Source organism: Pantoea sp. SGAir0175, from assembly GCF_043547855.1.
In genome coordinates, this window is record NZ_CP028081.1 from 3,358,907 (window position 1) to 3,376,060 (window position 17,154).

Here is a 17,154-nt window from a genome sequence, read left to right on the forward strand (position 1 = left end):
AATAAACCTAAGCCTCAGGCGAAATTATTTCTTTTTCGCTTTTGGATTTGGCAGGTCAGTAATGCTACCTTCAAACACTTCCGCCGCCAGGCCAACCGATTCGTGCAGGGTTGGGTGCGCGTGGATGGTCAGCGCGATATCTTCGGCATCACAACCCATCTCGATAGCCAGACCGATTTCACCCAGCAGCTCGCCGCCGTTGGTACCGACAATCGCGCCACCAATAACACGGTGCGTCTCTTTGTCGAAGATCAGTTTGGTCATACCGTCTGCACAGTCAGACGCGATAGCACGGCCCGATGCCGCCCACGGGAAGGTGGACACTTCGTAGCTGATGCCTTTCTCTTTGGCTTCTTTCTCGGTCAGACCCACCCAGGCCACTTCTGGCTCGGTATAAGCGATAGAAGGGATCACTTTCGGGTCGAAGTAGTGCTTCAGACCGGAAATCACTTCTGCCGCCACGTGACCTTCGTGCACGCCTTTGTGCGCCAGCATTGGCTGACCGACGATGTCACCGATAGCATAGATGTGTGGCACGTTGGTGCGCATCTGTTTGTCGACGCGGATAAAGCCGCGATCGTCCACTTCCACGCCTGCTTTACCAGCATCCAGACCTTTACCGTTCGGTACACGGCCAATCGCCACCAGCACTGCGTCGTAACGCTGTGGTTCAGCCGGCGCTTTTTTACCTTCCATTGATACGTAGATACCGTCGTCTTTCGCTTCTACCGCGGTGACTTTGGTTTCCAGCATCAGGTTGAATTTCTTGCTGATACGCTTGGTGAACACTTTCACCACATCTTTATCGGCGGCCGGGATCACCTGGTCAAACATCTCGACCACGTCGATCTCTGAACCCAGCGCATGGTAGACGGTACCCATCTCCAGACCGATGATGCCACCGCCCATAACCAGCAGACGCTTCGGAACTTCTTTCAGCTCCAGCGCATCGGTAGAGTCCCACACGCGCGGATCGTTATGTGGAATGAAAGGCAGTTCGATAGGACGCGAGCCTGCAGCGATGATGGCGTTATCGAAGTTGATGGTGGTTGCGCCACCTTCCCCTTCTACCACCAGCGTATTGGCGCCGGTGAATTTACCCAGACCGTTGACCACTTTCACTTTGCGGCCTTTTGCCATGCCAGCCAGACCGCCGGTCAGCTGAGTGATGACTTTCTCTTTCCAGGTACGGATTTTGTTGATGTCAGTCTGCGGCTGGCCAAACACGATACCGTGCTCTTCCAGAGCTTTAGCTTCTTCGATGACTTTCGCCACGTGCAGCAGCGCTTTTGACGGGATACAGCCGACGTTCAGACAGACACCGCCGAGGGTGCTGTAGCGCTCTACCAGTACGGTTTCCAGACCTAAATCAGCGCAACGGAAGGCTGCAGAGTAACCTGCAGGACCTGCCCCAAGTACCACGACTTGAGTTTTAATCTCTGTACTCATCATGACCTCTTGTTAGATTGCCGGCGGTCAAAAGCGACCCTTTCCCAGGCTCTTGATGCCCTATCTCCACCGGGACATTTCACCGCGAGAGTTTACAGAATTGTTAACAAACTGCCAACCGCGGCAACTCCGAATGCTTACAACAAGGCCGGCATTTGCCGGCCTTGATTAACGTCACATCACCAGACGGCGAATATCAGACAGCATATTGTTAATGATGGTGATGAAGCGCGCACCATCCGCACCGTCGATGACGCGGTGGTCGAACGACAGCGAAATCGGCATCATCAGGCGCGGAGCGAACTCTTTGCCGTTCCACACCGGCTCCATCGCCGACTTAGACACCCCGAGGATAGCCACTTCCGGCGCGTTAACGATTGGCGCGAAGTGCGTGGTGCCGAGGCCGCCAAGGCTGGAGATGGTGAAGCAGCCGCCCTGCATATCGCTGGCGGTCAGTTTGCCATCACGCGCTTTCTTCGACGTCGCCATCAGCTCACGCGACAGCTCAGTGATGCCTTTCTTGTTCACGTCTTTGAACACCGGAACCACCAGACCGTTTGGCGTATCGACCGCCACACCGATGTTGATGTACTTTTTCAGTGTCAGCTTCTGGCCATCTTCCGACAGCGAGCTGTTGAAACGTGGCATCTGCTCCAGTGCCGCGGCGACCGCTTTCATGATGAACACCACCGGGGTGAACTTCACATCCAGCTTGCGCTTCTCGGCTTCCGCATTCTGCTGCTTACGGAACGCTTCCAGATCGGTGATATCGGTTTTGTCGAAGTGGGTCACATGCGGAATCATTACCCAGTTACGGCTCAGGTTAGCGCCCGAGATTTTCTGGATACGACCCAGTTCCACTTCTTCGATTTCACCGAACTTGCTGAAGTCCACTTTCGGCCATGGCAGCATGCCCGGAATACCGCCGCCTGCGGCCGCAGCCGGTGCCGCTTCAGCGCGTTTCACCGCATCTTTCACGTAAGCCTGCACGTCCTCTTTGAGGATGCGACCTTTACGGCCGGTGCCTTTGACTTTCGCCAGGTTAACACCGAACTCGCGCGCCAGGCGACGAATCACCGGCGTGGCGTGCACGTAAGCATCGTTTTCAGCAAATTCGCTCTTCGCATCGGCTTTCGCCGCTGCTGGCGCAGGTGCAGCAGCCGGTTTGGCTTCTGCAGCTGGTGCGGCTTCCTGTTTCGCTGCCGGTGCCGCAGCAGCCGGCGCAGCGCCTTCTACTTCGAACACCATGATAAGCGAACCGGTGCTGACTTTATCGCCGGTAGCCACTTTCAGCGCTTTAACCGTACCGGCAAACGGCGCCGGAACTTCCATTGACGCTTTATCGCCTTCCACCACGATCAGTGACTGCTCAGCCTCAACTTTATCGCCTACTTTGACCAGCACTTCGGTGACTTCCACTTCGTCGCCGCCGATATCCGGGACGTTAACGTCTTTGGCACCCGCAGCCGCGGCTGGCGCGGAGGCCGCCGCTTCTTTCACGGCAGGTTTGGCAGCCGCTGCTGGCGCCGCGCCTTCGGCTTCAAAGATCATGATCAGTGAACCGGTGTTCACCTTGTCGCCCGTGGCGATTTTGATCTCTTTCACCACACCGGCAAACGGTGCAGGCACTTCCATGGACGCTTTGTCGCCTTCGACGGTGATCAGCGATTGCTCGGCCGCCACTTTGTCGCCCACTTTAACCAGAATTTCGGTGACTTCGACTTCATCGCCGCCGATATCCGGTACGTTAACGTCTTTCGCTTCGCTGGCGGCAGCCGCAGCAGGTGCGGCTTCCGCTGGTTTCTCTTCGGCGGCCGGTGCCGCAGCAGCTGCACCTTCGGCGTCGAAAATCATGATCAGTGAACCGGTATTCACTTTGTCACCGGTCGCGATTTTGATCTCTTTGACCACGCCGGCCTGCGGCGAAGGCACTTCCATCGAGGCTTTATCGCCTTCCACGGTGATCAGCGACTGTTCGGCTTCAACCTTGTCGCCCACCTTGACCAGAATCTCGGTGACTTCAACTTCGTCTGACCCGATATCCGGTACGTTAATTTCGATAGCCATTACTCTCTTACCTCTTAAGCCAGACGCGGGTTAACTTTATCGGCATCGATGTTGAATTTCGCGATCGCATCCGCCACCACTTTCTTCTCGATTTCGCCGCGTTTAGCCAGTTCACCCAGGGCTGCAACCACTACGTATGACGCATCCACTTCGAAGTGGTGACGCAGGTTTTCGCGGCTGTCTGAACGGCCGAAACCATCGGTACCCAGCACGCGATAATCGCTGGCTGGCACGTAGCTGCGAACCTGCTCTGCGAACAGCTTCATGTAGTCGGTCGATGCCACCGCCGGCGCGTCGTTCATCACCTGAGCGATGTACGGTACGCGTGGAGTTTCCGTTGGGTGCAGCATGTTCCAGCGCTCACAATCCTGACCGTCGCGTGCCAGCTCGGTGAACGAGGTCACGCTGTAGACGTCAGAACCGATGCCGTAATCCTTCGCCAGGATCTGTGCCGCTTCGCGCACGTGACGCAGGATAGAACCTGAGCCCAGCAGCTGCACTTTGCCTTTGCTGCCTTCTACCGTCTCCAGCTTGTAGATACCCTTACGGATACCCTCTTCCGCACCCTGCGGCATCGCAGGCATGTGGTAGTTTTCGTTCAGCGTGGTGATGTAGTAGTAAATATTTTCCTGCGCTTCGCCGTACATACGTACCAGACCGTCATGCATGATGACTGCCACTTCGTACGCGTAAGACGGATCGTAAGAGATACAGTTCGGGATAGTCAGCGACTGAATGTGGCTGTGACCATCTTCGTGCTGCAGACCTTCGCCGTTCAGCGTGGTACGACCGGACGTGCCGCCCACCAGGAAGCCGCGCGCCTGCTGGTCGCCTGCCAGCCACATCAGATCGCCGATGCGCTGGAAACCAAACATCGAATAGTAGATGTAGAACGGAATCATCGGCAGGTTGTTGGTGCTGTAAGAGGTCGCCGCCGCCAGCCAGGAAGACCCTGCGCCCAGCTCGTTGATCCCTTCCTGCAGAATCTGGCCTTTCTCGTCTTCTTTATAGTAAGCAACCTGCTCACGGTCCTGCGGCGTATACTGCTGGCCGTTCGGGCTGTAGATACCAATCTGACGGAACAGACCTTCCATACCAAAGGTACGCGCTTCGTCCGCGAGGATCGGCACCAGACGATCTTTGATCGACTTGTTCTTCAGCATCACATTCAGCGCACGCACGAAGGCGATGGTGGTAGAGATCTCTTTGCTCTGCTCTTCCAGCAGCGCACTGAACTCTTCCAGCGCCGGCATTTCCAGCTTTTCGCTGAACTCAGCCTGACGGGTTGGCAGATAGCCACCCAGCTTCTCGCGCTGGCCGTGCAGGTAGTTGTACTCTTCTGAGCCTTTTTCGAAGGTCACATACGGCAGCTGTTCGATCTTGTCGTCAGCCACTGGCACGTTGAAGCGATCGCGGATGTAGCGAACACCATCCATGTTCATCTTCTTAACCTGGTGCGCGATGTTTTTACCTTCCGCAGTGTCACCCATACCATAGCCTTTGATGGTATGCGCCAGGATCAGCGTTGGCTGACCTTTGGTCTCTTGCGCTTTCTTCAGTGCCGCGTAGATTTTCTTCGGATCGTGACCACCACGGTTCAGGGCGAAGATCTCTTCGTCTGACCAGTCTTTCACCAGCGCTGCGGTCTCCGGGTATTTACCGAAGAAGTGCTCGCGCACGTACGCACCGTCGCGTGATTTGAAGGTCTGATAGTCGCCGTCAACGGTTTCGTTCATCAGCTGAATCAGCTTGCCGCTGGTATCTTTCTTCAGCAGCTCGTCCCAGCGTCCGCCCCAGATCACTTTGATCACGTTCCAGCCAGCACCGGCAAAGATGCCTTCCAGCTCGTTGATGATCTTACCGTTACCGGTGACCGGACCGTCGAGACGCTGCAGGTTACAGTTGATGATGAACACCAGGTTATCCAGCTTCTCACGGGTAGCGATGGTGATCGCACCTTTGGATTCTGGTTCGTCCATCTCGCCATCGCCAAGGAAGGCGTAAACGGTCTGCTTAGAGGTATCTTTCAGGCCGCGGTGTTCCAGATATTTCAGGAACTTCGCCTGATAGATGGCGTTCAGTGGGCCGAGCCCCATCGACACGGTCGGGAACTGCCAGAAGTCCGGCATCAGTTTTGGATGCGGATAGGAAGAGAGACCGTTGCCGTGGACTTCCTGACGGAAGTTGTTCATCTGCTCTTCAGTCAGGCGTCCTTCAAGGAACGCACGCGAGTAGATGCCCGGAGAAATGTGGCCCTGGAAATAGACCAGATCGCCGCCATCCTGCTCGCTACGCGCGCGGAAGAAGTGGTTGAAGCACACTTCATAAATGGTGGCAGAAGACTGGAAAGACGACAGGTGACCACCCAGCTCCAGATCTTTCTTCGACGCACGCAGAACCGACATAATGGCGTTCCAGCGGATTGCGGAACGGATACGACGTTCAAGAGAGGTGTTCCCCGGATATTCCGGCTCATCTTCGACCGCAATGGAGTTGATGTAGTTGCTGACGGCGTTGCCGCCCGCTGCCACTTTCACACCGCCTTTGCGTGCAGCACTCAATACCTGATCAATCAGATACTGCGCGCGCTCAACACCTTCTTCACGGATGACCGATTCGATCGCCTGTAGCCAGTCACGAGTTTCGATCGGATCCACGTCATTCTGTAAACGTTCTGACATGGGGTGTATTCCTTATCTGTGTCTAATACGTTGAATTATCAGGAGCCTGTCTGCTTGTGCTTTGCTTCTGATTCACAGCACAAGAAGACAGGCCCGTCGTTTATGTCGCACGTTCATTGCCGTGCGTTATTCCTTACGTTGCTGTAAACGACGCAGGGAGCGTTCACGACGGCTCTGCTCCCGACTTCTGTCCAGCAAGATTTCCTCAATGAACGCCAGGTGACGATGGGATGCCTCGCGTGCTTGTTCTGGCTCACGAGCCACAATCGCCTCAAAGATACTGGCGCGGTGACCGCTCACTTTCGCCAGCATTTCGCGGCGAGCGTAGAGCAATTCGAAATTCTGACGGACGTTCTGTTCCAGCATAGGGCCCATCGAACGCAGCAAATGCAGCAGCACCACATTATGGGCTGCTTCTGTGACAGCGATCTGATACTTCATGACCGCATCGGCCTCAGCATCTAAATCGCCACTGTCCTGCGCCTGCTGGATGTTGACGTGACAGTCGCGAATCCGCTGCAGGTCTTCGTCGGTGCCGCGCAGCGCAGCGTAGTAGGCCGCAACGCCTTCCAGCGCGTGGCGGGTTTCCAGCAGGTCAAACTGGGATTCAGGATGTTCAGCAAGCAGGCCGACCAGCGGGTCGCTCAGGCTTTGCCAGAGATTCTGCTGTACGAAGGTGCCACCACCCTGACGGCGCAGCAGCAGGCCTTTGGCTTCCAGACTCTGGATCGCTTCGCGCAGCGATGGACGTGAGACATCAAACTGTTTGGCCAGTTCACGCTCGGGAAGCAGTTTTTCACCCGGCTGGAGCGTCCCTTCCATAATCAGGGATTCCAGCTGCTGCTCGATTGCATCGGAGAGCTTGGGTTGGCGAATTTTACTGTAGGCCATCATCCCTTCTTATGAGCCAAACGTCCGGAGTAAATTGGTAATACCAATTGAAAAATGGTGCCCGTAAAGTAACAAAGTATTCACCTTGTGTCTATATGGCCCCCCGCACACTTTCACCGCAGACACCGGTTACCGTGCGCTAACTTACCGGGATCTGGCAGAAAAGCGTCTCAGCCCGGCAAATGTTAACAGATTTCACTTTTACCAAACCTTACACTGCATTAGCGCACACCAGGCTGCGTAGCCATAAGCGAATGCTATTCGTGTTTAAGCCTTATTCATGGCAGAAATAGCGCAAGGGAAGCGCAGAGGATGCTGCTGCTTTTTCAGCCATCTCTCAGCACAAAAAGCAAAAGCAGGTGCAAAGCGGCGCGCTTATCACTATTCTGGTCGCCAGGGTAGCTCAGGCTTGCACACAGCCCGCCGGATACCGTAAAGAAAAACGTACACAGATAGAACAGCCTTACAGTGCGCGCACTGCAGGTGCACAATAACAACATCATGAGGTTTGTATGGAACAACAGCATGGCGAAACGCTGCATCGCGGCCTGAAAAATCGCCATATTCAGCTGATTGCGCTGGGCGGTGCCGTCGGTACCGGTCTGTTTCTGGGTAGCGCATCAGTGATTAAATCGGCCGGTCCGGCCGTGATTCTCGGCTATGCCATCGCCGGTTTTATTGCCTTCCTGATCATGCGCCAGCTCGGCGAAATGGTGGTGGAAGAGCCGGTGGCCGGCAGCTTTAGCCACTTCGCCTATAAATACTGGGGCAACTTTGCCGGCTTTGCCTCCGGCTGGAACTACTGGGTGCTGTATGTGCTGGTGGCGATGGCTGAACTCACCGCCGTCGGCAAATATATTCAGTTCTGGTGGCCGGAATTCCCTACCTGGGCCACTGCGGCTATCTTCTTTGTGGTGATCAACGCCATCAACCTGACCAACGTTAAAGTGTTCGGTGAGATGGAGTTCTGGTTCGCGATTATCAAAGTGGTGGCGGTCATCGGCATGATCCTGTTTGGCGGCTGGCTGCTGTTTAGCGGCAACGGCGGCCCACAGGCCAGCGTCAGCAACCTGTGGAACCAGGGCGGTTTCCTGCCGCACGGCGTCAGCGGGCTGGTGATGATGATGGCGATCATCATGTTCTCCTTCGGCGGCCTTGAACTGGTGGGGATCACCGCCGCAGAAGCCGACAATCCACAAGAGAGCATCCCTAAAGCCACCAACCAGGTGCTGTGGCGTATCCTGATTTTCTACATCGGCTCACTGGCGGTGCTGCTGTCCCTGCTGCCATGGACGCGCGTCACCGAAGAGACCAGCCCGTTTGTACTGATCTTCCACGAACTGGGTGATGCGCTGGTGGCAAATGCGCTCAACGTGGTGATCCTGACCGCCGCGCTGTCGGTGTATAACAGCTGCGTTTACTGTAACAGCCGCATGCTGTTCGGCCTCGCGCAGCAGGGCAACGCGCCAAAAGCGCTGCTGAAAGTGGACCGTCGTGGTGTGCCGGTGGCGACTATTCTGGTCTCGGCGGTAGCCACTGCGCTGTGCGTGTTGATTAACTATCTGATGCCGGGCGAAGCCTTCGGCCTGCTGATGTCGCTGGTGGTCTCCGCGCTGGTCATCAACTGGGCGATGATCAGCCTCGCGCACCTGAAATTCCGCAAGAAAAAAGACCAGCAGGGCGTGACAACCCGTTTCAGGGCGGTGCTGTATCCGCTGGGTAACTGGATCTGCCTGCTGTTCCTGGCGGCCATTCTGGTGATCATGCTGATGACGCCGGGCATGGCGATTTCAGTGTGGCTGATTCCGGTGTGGCTGCTGGTGCTGGCCGTGGGTTATACCGTTAAAAATCGGGTACAGAAAGCCTGATGCTTCACCGGGCCCGGCACGCTGCTGCCGGGCCGATCCGCTTCACACTTTTCCCCGCCCGCGTATTTTGTCCATCATCCTGACCGATTGTTCCCCACCAGGTTACTGATTTAACGCTGATAATTTTTGCTCCACTTGTCGCAGGAGACGACTAATGAAAGGAGCAGCCCTCTCGTTCAGAGAAAAACTGGGATACGGCATGGGTGACGCCGGATGCAACATGATCGGCGGTGCCATCATGCTGTTCCTCAACTACTTCTACACCGACGTATTTGGCCTTGCTCCGGCGCTGGTCGGCACGCTGTTGCTGTCAGTACGGGTGCTGGATGCGGTGACCGACCCGATAATGGGCGCGATTGCCGACCGCACACAGAGCCGCTGGGGACGCTTTCGCCCATGGCTGCTGTGGATATCGCTGCCCTACGTGCTGTTCAGCGTGCTGATGTTTACCACCCCGGACTGGAGTTATGAAAACAAGGTGATCTGGGCATTTGTCACCTATTTCCTGATGTCGCTGACCTACACCGCCATCAATATTCCTTACTGCTCGCTGGGCGGCGTCATCACTAACGATCCCGGTGAACGCGTCTCCTGCCAGTCATACCGCTTTGTCATGGTGGGCATCGCCACGCTGATCCTCTCGCTGTCGCTGCTGCCGATGGCCGAGTGGTTTGGCGGCGACAACAAAGCGCGCGGCTATCAGCTGGCGATGAGCGTGCTGGCGCTGATTGGCCTGGTGATGTTTCTGTTCTGTTTTGCCACGGTGCGCGAGCGTATTCGCCCGGCGGTACCGAGCAACGATGATCTGAAGAAAGATTTGCGCGATGTATGGAAGAACGATCAGTGGGTGCGCATTCTGCTGCTGACGTTCTGTAATGTCTGTCCCGGTTTTATTCGCATGGCCGCCACCATGTATTACGTCACCTGGGTGATGGGCCAGTCGACGCACTTTGCGACGCTGTTTATCAGCCTGGGCGTCATCGGCATGATGCTGGGCAGCACACTGGCGAAAGTCCTCACCGATCGCTGGTGCAAGCTGAAGGTGTTTTTCTGGACCAACATTGCACTGGCGCTGTTCTCCAGCGGCTTTTACTGGATCGATCCGCACGCCACCGTCACCGTGGTAATTGCTTATTTCCTGCTGAACATCCTGCACCAAATCCCGTCGCCGCTGCACTGGTCGCTGATGGCCGATGTCGATGACTACGGCGAATGGAAAACCGGTAAACGCATCACCGGGATCAGCTTCTCCGGCAACCTGTTTTTCCTCAAGGTCGGACTGGCGGTAGCGGGTGCCATGGTCGGGTTTTTATTGTCGATGTATGGCTATGACGCAGCGGCGAAACAGCAGTCTGCCAGCGCGCTCAACGGCATTGTGCTGCTGTTTACCCTGATCCCCGGCGTCGGCTATCTGATCACCGCCGGCGTGGTGCGCCTGCTGAAAGTGGACCGCGCGCTGATGCGCACCATCCAGCAGGATCTCGCCCTGCGTCGCGCCAACTTCCATGACTTATCTGCCCCCGTTCGCCCCGCAACCTCACAACCAGGAGAAATTAAATGAGCTGGCCTAACCCGTTTATTACGCAACGTGCCGATCCGTTTATATTGCGCCACGGCGATGGCTACTATTTTATCGCATCGGTGCCCGAGTACGATCGGCTGGAGCTGCGCTATGCCAGCACGCTTAACGGCCTGATTACCGCCCCGGCCACTACCGTGTGGCATAAACCGGACAGCGGTCCCTGCAGCGCCCTGATCTGGGCACCGGAACTGCACGTGATCAATGGCCAGTGGGTGATTTACTTTGCTGCCGCGCCGTCCCGCGAAATCAAAGAGGGGCTGTTTCAGCACCGTATGTACGCGCTGGTATGTGATGATGCCGATCCGCTCAGCGGTCACTGGCAGCCGTGCCGCCGCGTGCAAACCCACCTCGATACCTTCGCCCTCGACGCCACCCACTTCGTGCATCAGGGTAAAAACTGGTATCTGTGGGCGCAAAAAGACCCGGCGATTCCCGGTAACTCCAACCTGTATCTGGCGGAATTACTGAATCCGTGGACGCTGAAAACCCAGCCGCTGATGCTCAGCCGGCCGGAGTATGAGTGGGAGTGTGCCGGCTTTAGCGTCAATGAGGGACCGGCGGTGATTCGCCATGGCGAGCGGCTGTTTGTCACCTACTCAGCCAGCGCCACGGATGAAAATTACTGCCTCGGCATACTGAGTATTGACGCGCAGGCCGATCCGCTCGACATCAGCGCATGGCACAAATCGGCGCGGCCGGTATTTGCCACCAGCTGGGATAATCACCAGTACGGTCCGGGGCATAACAGTTTTACCGTGGATGAAGCAGGACGGGACGTGCTGGTGTATCACGCACGGAATTACACCGAAATTGAGGGCGATCCGCTGTGGGATCCCAACCGCCATACGCGGCTTAAATATTTTGCCTGGCGCGAAGACGGCACACCGGATTTCGGCGTGCCGCCTGCCGATCACACTAACGTGCCGTAGATAGTCAGCAGCGCCACTACCACGACCAGCACCAGCGAAACGCGTTTGGCCAGCGCCACGGCAACCCGTGGCGTTTCCACTTTATCCAGATGCGGATCGCGCGCCAGCGAGAACTGCGCCAGGCTGGTCAGCACCTGATACTGTGGACGATGCACATCGCTGAGCGCAGCAAACCATGCCGGCAGCGCACGCTCGCCGTGGCCGAGCAGCGCATAAGCCACACCGGCTAGCCGCACCGGAATCCAGTCCAGCACGTGCAGAATGCGATCGATGCCGGACTGTGCGCGTTCCAGCGGTGAACGGTGTTTCGCCAGCCAGCTCTGCCAGGCACGCAGAAACGCATACCCCACCAGCAACACTGGCCCGTAAGGGCCACCCACGACAAACCAGAACAGCGGCGCAAGATAGAAGCGGAAGTTAATCCAGATCAGCGCGTTTTGCAGCGCCTGCAGAAATTCGCGCTCGCTACAGTCAACCGGCACGCCGTGAATCAGCGTCAGCTCTGCCGCCATCGCCTGATGGGCCGCTTCATCATCGTGGCTCGCCGCTTTAAGATACTGATGATAATGCAGCCGCACCGAGCCGGCACCAATGCACAGCAAACCGACCACAATCCAGAACAGCAGCTGCGCCACGCCAAACAGAATGCCCTTCAGGCTCAACACCACCAGCCAGACCAGCAGCATGGCGATCACGGTCATCAGCAGCGTACGCAGCAACGAGAAGCGCTGGCGACCGCGAAACAGCGGCTCAAGCCGATGATCCAGCTGCCAGTGTTCACCTAATTTAAAAAGGCGTTCCCAACCCAAAACTAACAACAAACTAAACAACGTCATACCTGCTCCTGCGGTGTCAGGGGTGCTCCTGCCCGATAGCCTGTTTATAGCGTATCCAGTCAAATGCCGGACCGGGATCGGTCTTGCGTTCCGGCGCAACATCGCTGTGACCGGTGATACGCTGCGGCGTCAGCGGATAATGCTGCATCAGCAGGCGGGTAACCTGCTGCAGCGTAGCGTACTGAGCATCGGTATAGGGCAGCGTGTCAGTGCCTTCCAGCTCAATGCCCATAGAAAAATCGTTGCAGTTTTCCCGTCCGTCAAACTGCGAAATGCCGGCATGCCAGGCGCGCTGGTCAAAGGAAACATACTGTACCAGCTCACCGTCACGGCGAATCAGACAGTGCGCCGCCACGCGTAACTGGGCGATATCCGCAAAATAGGGATGCGCATCGGCGGGTAGCGTCCCGGTGAACAGCCGGTCGATCCACGGACCGCCAAATTCGCCCGGCGGCAGACTGATGTTATGAATGATCAGCAGCGATGGCGCTTCGTTATCCGGCCGCGCATTGAAGTGCGGCGACGGCACCTTGCGTGCGCTCGTGATCCAGCCGTGTTCCAGTTTCATGCCTGTTATCCTGAACAAAATCTGGCTGAGAATACCATGATTCCACCTCGCTGCTTGTGACTTAATGCGTTATGGCATCAGCAAGTTAAGGATACTAAACATTTCACCTGACGTGGCTGGCAATAGCTGCAAAATCAGGCTAAGGTGAGCGCACGTAATCCGCAGGGTGGAGTCGCAAAATCATGGTGTCGCGTCGTTATAATCCCGAACATCGTCGTCAGGAACTGCTTAAACGTATTCAGCTGGATATCCCGGAAACCGTGGCGCGCGCGCTTCAGGAGGATTTAGGCGGTGACGTTGACGCTGACCGCGACATCACCGCCCAGCTGTTGCCGCAGGCGGCGCAGGCTGAAGCGCGCGTTATCACCCGCGAAGCCGGTGTTTTCTGTGGTAAACGCTGGGTGGAAGAAGTGTTTATCCAGCTGGGCAATAACGTTTCCATTACCTGGCACGTCGAAGACGGCCAACCGCTGGTGGCCGATCAGCTGCTGTTTGAATTACAGGGACCGGCACGGTTGCTGCTGACCGCAGAACGCACCGCGTTAAACTTTGTGCAGACGCTCTCTGGCGTGGCGACAGCCGTGAACCGCTATGTGGCGCTCTTGTCTGGCAGTAATACCCAGCTGCTGGATACGCGCAAAACCCTGCCCGGGCTGCGCACCGCGCTCAAGTATGCGGTGCTGTGCGGCGGCGGGCAGAATCATCGCCTGGGCCTGTCCGACGCTTTCCTGATCAAAGAAAACCACATTATTGCCAGCGGTTCTGTCAGTAAAGCGGTGGAGAAAGCCCTGTGGCTGCACCCGGATGTGCCGGTCGAGGTGGAAGTGGAAAGTCTCAGCGAACTGCAACTGGCGCTGGCGGCCGGTGCCGACATCATCATGCTGGATAACTTCACGCTGGCGATGATGCAGCAGGCGGTTACGCTGACGGCGAAGCGCGCGCTGCTGGAGGTGTCCGGCAACGTGACGGAGATGACGCTGCCGCAGATCGCCGCCACCGGAGTGGATTATGTCTCGGTAGGCGCGCTGACTAAGCACGTGCAGGCGCTCGATCTGTCGATGCGTTTTCGCGAAGTCTGACGTATAGCTACGCCGCCGGTGCTGGCGGCAAAATGCGAGCCGGCTTCCATCATCATGTGGCTTCGCCTGTAACGCGCTACATTGTCTGCGCGCCCCTTTCCGGGATTGAAACGCGCCCCCTTCCGCTTTTCCCCGCCCTTTTTTACCGTTGCGGCTCCACAACAAGGAGCCTCATTATGGATAAACAACGCGGTTTTACCCTGATCGAGCTGATGATTGTCATCGGTATTGTCGCCATCCTCAGCGCCATTGGCCTGCCCGCTTATCAAAATTATCTGCAACGTGCCGCGCTGACCGACATGCTGCAAACCATGGTGCCCTATAAAACTGCCGTGGAGCTGTGCGCCATTGAGCGCGGCGGACCGGCGCAGTGTCAGGCCGGCGAGCGCGGTATTCCCTCCGCCAAAGGCTCACGCTATGTGGCGAGCCTGAGTGTGGTGAATGGTGCCATTACGCTGACCGGCCAGGAGAGCCTGACGGGGTTAACCGTTGCAATGTTGCCGATATGGAATGCGGCGGAAGGCGCACTCAGCTGGCAACGCAGCTGCACCAGCGACAACGCCAGCCTGCGCGACAGCTGCCTTGAGCAGTTCCGCTTTGCCGACAAGGAAGAAAACAATGGATAAGCCGGATAGCACCCTGCAGGCACTGTGTGCCCGCTATCAGGCCGTGATACTGCATCATGACGCCACGCAATTGCGCGTGGCGGTCGCGGACGCGCCAGACCCGCTGTTGTTGGAGGCGCTACAGTTTGCCAGCCAGTGCGCAGTCGAGATCGAGTGCTGGCCCGCCGCACGGCTGGAACAGTTGCTGCACCAGCCAGAAAGCAGTGCGGCACCGCGCGAACAGGCCAGCGCCGAGTCCGCCATCCACGCGGTGGATCAGATTCTGCGCCAGGCCATACAGCGACGCGCCTCCGATGTGCACTTTGAACCGCAGCGTCACGGGCTGCGCGTACGGCTGCGGATTGACGGCGTGTTGCATCCGCTGCCGCAGTTACCGGATGCCCCACCCGCCGCCGTGCTGGCACGGTTGAAAATCCTTGGTGGTCTGGATATCGCGGAGCGTCGGCTGCCGCAGGATGGCCAGTTCAGTCTGGAGATGGATGACAAACCGGCGGCGTTCCGCCTGTCGACCCTGCCGGTCAGCCAGGGTGAAAAAGCGGTGGTACGCCTGCTGCAAAGCGAAAACAGCGCCATTGCGCTCGATAAGCTGGGCATGCCGCTACCACAGCTGCGCCTGCTGAAAAACGCGCTGGCCAAACCGCAGGGGCTGATTCTGGTCACCGGCCCAACCGGCAGCGGTAAAACCTTTACGCTGTACAGCAGCCTGAGCGCCCTCAACGTGCCAGAGAAAAACGTCTGCAGCGTGGAGGACCCGCTGGAAATTCCGCTACAGGGGATTAACCAGACGCAGGTACAGCCACGGAGCGGTCTCGATTTTAACCGCGTATTGCGCGCGCTGCTGCGGCAGGATCCGGACGTCATAATGATCGGTGAAATCCGTGATGCTGAAACCGCCAGCATCGCCGTAAAAGCGGCGCAGACCGGACATCTGGTGCTCTCAACCTTGCATACCAACTCGACGGCCGAAACCCTGACCCGCTTACGGCAGATGGACATTCCCGGCTATCTGCTTGGCCCGGCGCTACAGCTGGTGGTGGCGCAGCGGCTGGTGCGCCGTTTGTGCGTGCACTGCCGTCAGCCGGGCCAGGCGATTGCCCATCTGCCCGGCGACATGTGGCCCGGCACGCTGCAAACCTGGCGTGCCCCCGGCTGCGATCACTGCTTCTCGGGTTATTACGGCCGCCTGGCGCTGTTTGAAATCCTGCCGATGAGCAGCAGGTTGCAGAACGCTATCTCGGCTGATATGCCGCTGGAGCACCTGCTGACGCTGGCTGCGGAGCAGGGAATGAAAACACTGCTGACCGCCGGGCTGGAGGCGGTGAGCCGCGGCGACACCTCTTTCGAGGAGATGCAGCGCGTGGTGGGCCTTGGCAATGGCTAATCGCTACCAGTTTCACTGGCAGGCACTGGACAGCATGGGCCTGCTGCAGGAGGGCGAGTCGCTGCAGCCCACCCAGGATGCCCTGCTCGGCCAGCTGGGCGATCGCGGCATGCTGGTGGTGAGCTGGCAGCGCGGGAAATGCTGGCGCGCGCGCGACTGGAAGTGGCAGCAGAAAATTGACCTGATGCGCCAGCTGGCGACGTTGCTGAAAGCCGGGCTGCCGCTGGCGGAGAGTCTGACATTGCTGGCCAGCGGCCATCCCCACGCAGGCTGGCGCGTGCTGCTGAGCCTTCTGCAACAGCGGGTCATGGCCGGAGAGCCGTTTTCTCAGGCGCTGCGCGCCTGGCCGGATATTTTCCCGCCGCTGTTTCCTGCACTGATGCAGGTGGGTGAGCTGACCGGGCAACTGGACGAATGCTGCCGCCAGCTGGCACTACAGCAGAGCAGGCAACAGTTTCTGCGCCAGAAGGTGGTGAAAGCGTTGCGCTATCCACTGTTTATCCTGCTGGTGGCGCTGGCGGTCAGCGCCGGGATGCTGCTGTTTGTGCTGCCGGAATTTGTTGCGGTGTACGCCAGCTTTGACGCACCGCTGCCAGCCTTTACCGCCGGCGTGATGGCGCTGTCGGCACTGTTGCAGCAGGCGGCGCTGCCGCTGCTGTTGTGCGGTGTGGTGTCCGGGTGGCTGGCGCGTCTGGCCTATCGGCGATCCGTTGCGTGGCAAAAGCGCAGCCAGCAGTGGCTGCTGCGGCTTCCGCTGCTGGCCCCGTTGTGGCGCGGCGGTCAGCTCAGCCAGATCTACGCGATTCTGCAACTGACGCAGCAGGCCGGGCTGACGCTGCTGCAAAGCCTGCAGGCGGTGGAAGTGACACTGGCCGCGCGACTGTGGCGCGATGCCGTCGTGGCGTTACAGCAGCATATTGCCGCTGGCGCGCCGCTGCACCAGGCTCTACAGGGACATCCGCTGTTTACGCCGCTGTGCGCTCAGCTGATCCGCGTCGGTGAAGAGGCCGGTGCGCTGGATGTGATGCTGGCGCGGCTGGCGGAGTGGCACGAAGCGCAAACGCTGACGCGCGCAGACAGCCTCGCCGCTTCGCTGGAGCCATTAATGATGGTGGTGATTGGCGGCATTGTCGGCACGCTGGTGATTGCCATGTATCTGCCGGTATTTGGTCTGGGAGACGCCATACGTTAAACGGG

At 57.9% G+C, this 17,154-nt stretch carries 13 protein-coding genes; 7 read left to right on the forward strand and 6 right to left on the reverse strand.

Annotation, left to right across the window (positions count from 1 at the left end; translation table 11 throughout):
- Positions 1–24: 24 nt before the first annotated feature.
- The 4 genes from lpdA to pdhR form a co-directional block, all read right to left on the reverse strand.
- Complete coding sequence (gene lpdA / locus C1N56_RS15840; protein ID WP_021507536.1) at positions 25–1,449, reverse strand: dihydrolipoyl dehydrogenase; 1,425 nt, start codon at positions 1,447–1,449, stop codon at positions 25–27.
- A gap of 174 nt (positions 1,450–1,623) precedes the next feature.
- Positions 1,624–3,516, reverse strand: a complete 1,893-nt coding sequence (gene aceF, locus C1N56_RS15845; RefSeq protein ID WP_058770609.1) for a pyruvate dehydrogenase complex dihydrolipoyllysine-residue acetyltransferase — start codon at positions 3,514–3,516, stop codon at positions 1,624–1,626.
- Positions 3,517–3,530: 14 nt separating this feature from the next.
- Positions 3,531–6,197: a pyruvate dehydrogenase (acetyl-transferring), homodimeric type gene (aceE, locus tag C1N56_RS15850; protein ID WP_021507538.1), complete on the reverse strand. Its 2,667-nt coding sequence runs from the start codon at positions 6,195–6,197 to the stop codon at positions 3,531–3,533.
- 126 nt (positions 6,198–6,323) lie between these two features.
- Entirely contained in the window at positions 6,324–7,088 is a 765-nt protein-coding gene (gene pdhR / locus C1N56_RS15855; RefSeq protein ID WP_021507539.1) for a pyruvate dehydrogenase complex transcriptional repressor PdhR, read from the reverse strand.
- Between the two features lie 512 nt (positions 7,089–7,600).
- Between pdhR and aroP the strand changes: the two genes are divergently transcribed.
- The 3 genes from aroP to C1N56_RS15870 all read left to right on the forward strand — a co-directional run bounded on the left by aroP (position 7,601) and on the right by C1N56_RS15870 (position 11,467).
- The gene (gene aroP, locus C1N56_RS15860; RefSeq protein WP_058759500.1) at positions 7,601–8,956 is read left to right on the forward strand and encodes an aromatic amino acid transporter AroP; all 1,356 of its coding nucleotides are present in this window, start codon (positions 7,601–7,603) and stop codon (positions 8,954–8,956) included.
- A 154-nt stretch (positions 8,957–9,110) separates the two neighbouring features.
- Positions 9,111–10,517: a glycoside-pentoside-hexuronide (GPH):cation symporter gene (locus C1N56_RS15865; RefSeq protein WP_394516853.1), complete on the forward strand. Its 1,407-nt coding sequence runs from the start codon at positions 9,111–9,113 to the stop codon at positions 10,515–10,517.
- Positions 10,514–11,467: a glycoside hydrolase family 43 protein gene (locus tag C1N56_RS15870; protein ID WP_127833683.1), complete on the forward strand. Its 954-nt coding sequence runs from the start codon at positions 10,514–10,516 to the stop codon at positions 11,465–11,467. Before C1N56_RS15865 ends, C1N56_RS15870 begins: the two co-directional genes overlap by 4 nt.
- Here C1N56_RS15870 and ampE read toward each other — a convergent pair.
- Together ampE and ampD are read right to left on the reverse strand one after the other, a co-directional pair.
- Positions 11,449–12,303 (reverse strand): beta-lactamase regulator AmpE, encoded by an 855-nt coding sequence (ampE, locus tag C1N56_RS15875; RefSeq protein WP_394516854.1) that lies wholly within the window; start codon positions 12,301–12,303, stop codon positions 11,449–11,451. The genes C1N56_RS15870 and ampE overlap by 19 nt on opposite strands.
- 16 nt (positions 12,304–12,319) lie before the next feature.
- A complete protein-coding gene (ampD, locus tag C1N56_RS15880; RefSeq protein WP_215800370.1) occupies positions 12,320–12,871 on the reverse strand; it encodes a 1,6-anhydro-N-acetylmuramyl-L-alanine amidase AmpD in 552 nt (183 codons plus the stop codon).
- Between the two features lie 182 nt (positions 12,872–13,053).
- Between ampD and nadC the strand changes: the two genes are divergently transcribed.
- From nadC to hofC, 4 genes are all read left to right on the forward strand, one after another.
- Positions 13,054–13,950, forward strand: coding sequence for a carboxylating nicotinate-nucleotide diphosphorylase (gene nadC / locus C1N56_RS15885; protein ID WP_141496252.1), 897 nt, complete (start codon positions 13,054–13,056; stop codon positions 13,948–13,950).
- 176 nt (positions 13,951–14,126) lie between these two features.
- Positions 14,127–14,576 carry a prepilin peptidase-dependent pilin gene (gene ppdD, locus C1N56_RS15890; protein WP_211724831.1) on the forward strand — a complete coding sequence of 150 codons (450 nt, stop codon included), beginning with the start codon at positions 14,127–14,129 and terminating at the stop codon, positions 14,574–14,576.
- Positions 14,569–15,957 carry a type II secretion system protein GspE gene (gene gspE, locus C1N56_RS15895; RefSeq protein ID WP_211724832.1) on the forward strand — a complete coding sequence of 463 codons (1,389 nt, stop codon included), beginning with the start codon at positions 14,569–14,571 and terminating at the stop codon, positions 15,955–15,957. The genes ppdD and gspE overlap by 8 nt, the downstream gene beginning before the upstream one ends.
- Positions 15,950–17,149, forward strand: coding sequence for a protein transport protein HofC (gene hofC, locus C1N56_RS15900; protein ID WP_394516855.1), 1,200 nt, complete (start codon positions 15,950–15,952; stop codon positions 17,147–17,149). The genes gspE and hofC overlap by 8 nt, the downstream gene beginning before the upstream one ends.
- The last annotated feature ends 5 nt before the right edge of the window (positions 17,150–17,154 follow it).

Excerpts from the sequence above, each read along its gene's own strand:
- nadC (WP_141496252.1), top strand. The coding sequence starts at position 13,054 with ATGGTGTCGCGTCGTTATAATCCCGAACATCGTCGTCAGGAACTGCTT.
- ppdD (WP_211724831.1), top strand. The coding sequence starts at position 14,127 with ATGGATAAACAACGCGGTTTTACCCTGATCGAGCTGATGATTGTCATC.
- gspE (WP_211724832.1), top strand. The coding sequence starts at position 14,569 with ATGGATAAGCCGGATAGCACCCTGCAGGCACTGTGTGCCCGCTATCAG.
- aceE (WP_021507538.1), bottom strand. The coding sequence starts at position 6,197 with ATGTCAGAACGTTTACAGAATGACGTGGATCCGATCGAAACTCGTGAC.
- ampE (WP_394516854.1), bottom strand. The coding sequence starts at position 12,303 with ATGACGTTGTTTAGTTTGTTGTTAGTTTTGGGTTGGGAACGCCTTTTT.
- C1N56_RS15870 (WP_127833683.1), top strand. The coding sequence starts at position 10,514 with ATGAGCTGGCCTAACCCGTTTATTACGCAACGTGCCGATCCGTTTATA.
- ampD (WP_215800370.1), bottom strand. The coding sequence starts at position 12,871 with ATGAAACTGGAACACGGCTGGATCACGAGCGCACGCAAGGTGCCGTCG.
- lpdA (WP_021507536.1), bottom strand. The coding sequence starts at position 1,449 with ATGAGTACAGAGATTAAAACTCAAGTCGTGGTACTTGGGGCAGGTCCT.
- C1N56_RS15865 (WP_394516853.1), top strand. The coding sequence starts at position 9,111 with ATGAAAGGAGCAGCCCTCTCGTTCAGAGAAAAACTGGGATACGGCATG.
- pdhR (WP_021507539.1), bottom strand. The coding sequence starts at position 7,088 with ATGGCCTACAGTAAAATTCGCCAACCCAAGCTCTCCGATGCAATCGAG.
- hofC (WP_394516855.1), top strand. The coding sequence starts at position 15,950 with ATGGCTAATCGCTACCAGTTTCACTGGCAGGCACTGGACAGCATGGGC.
- aceF (WP_058770609.1), bottom strand. The coding sequence starts at position 3,516 with ATGGCTATCGAAATTAACGTACCGGATATCGGGTCAGACGAAGTTGAA.
- aroP (WP_058759500.1), top strand. The coding sequence starts at position 7,601 with ATGGAACAACAGCATGGCGAAACGCTGCATCGCGGCCTGAAAAATCGC.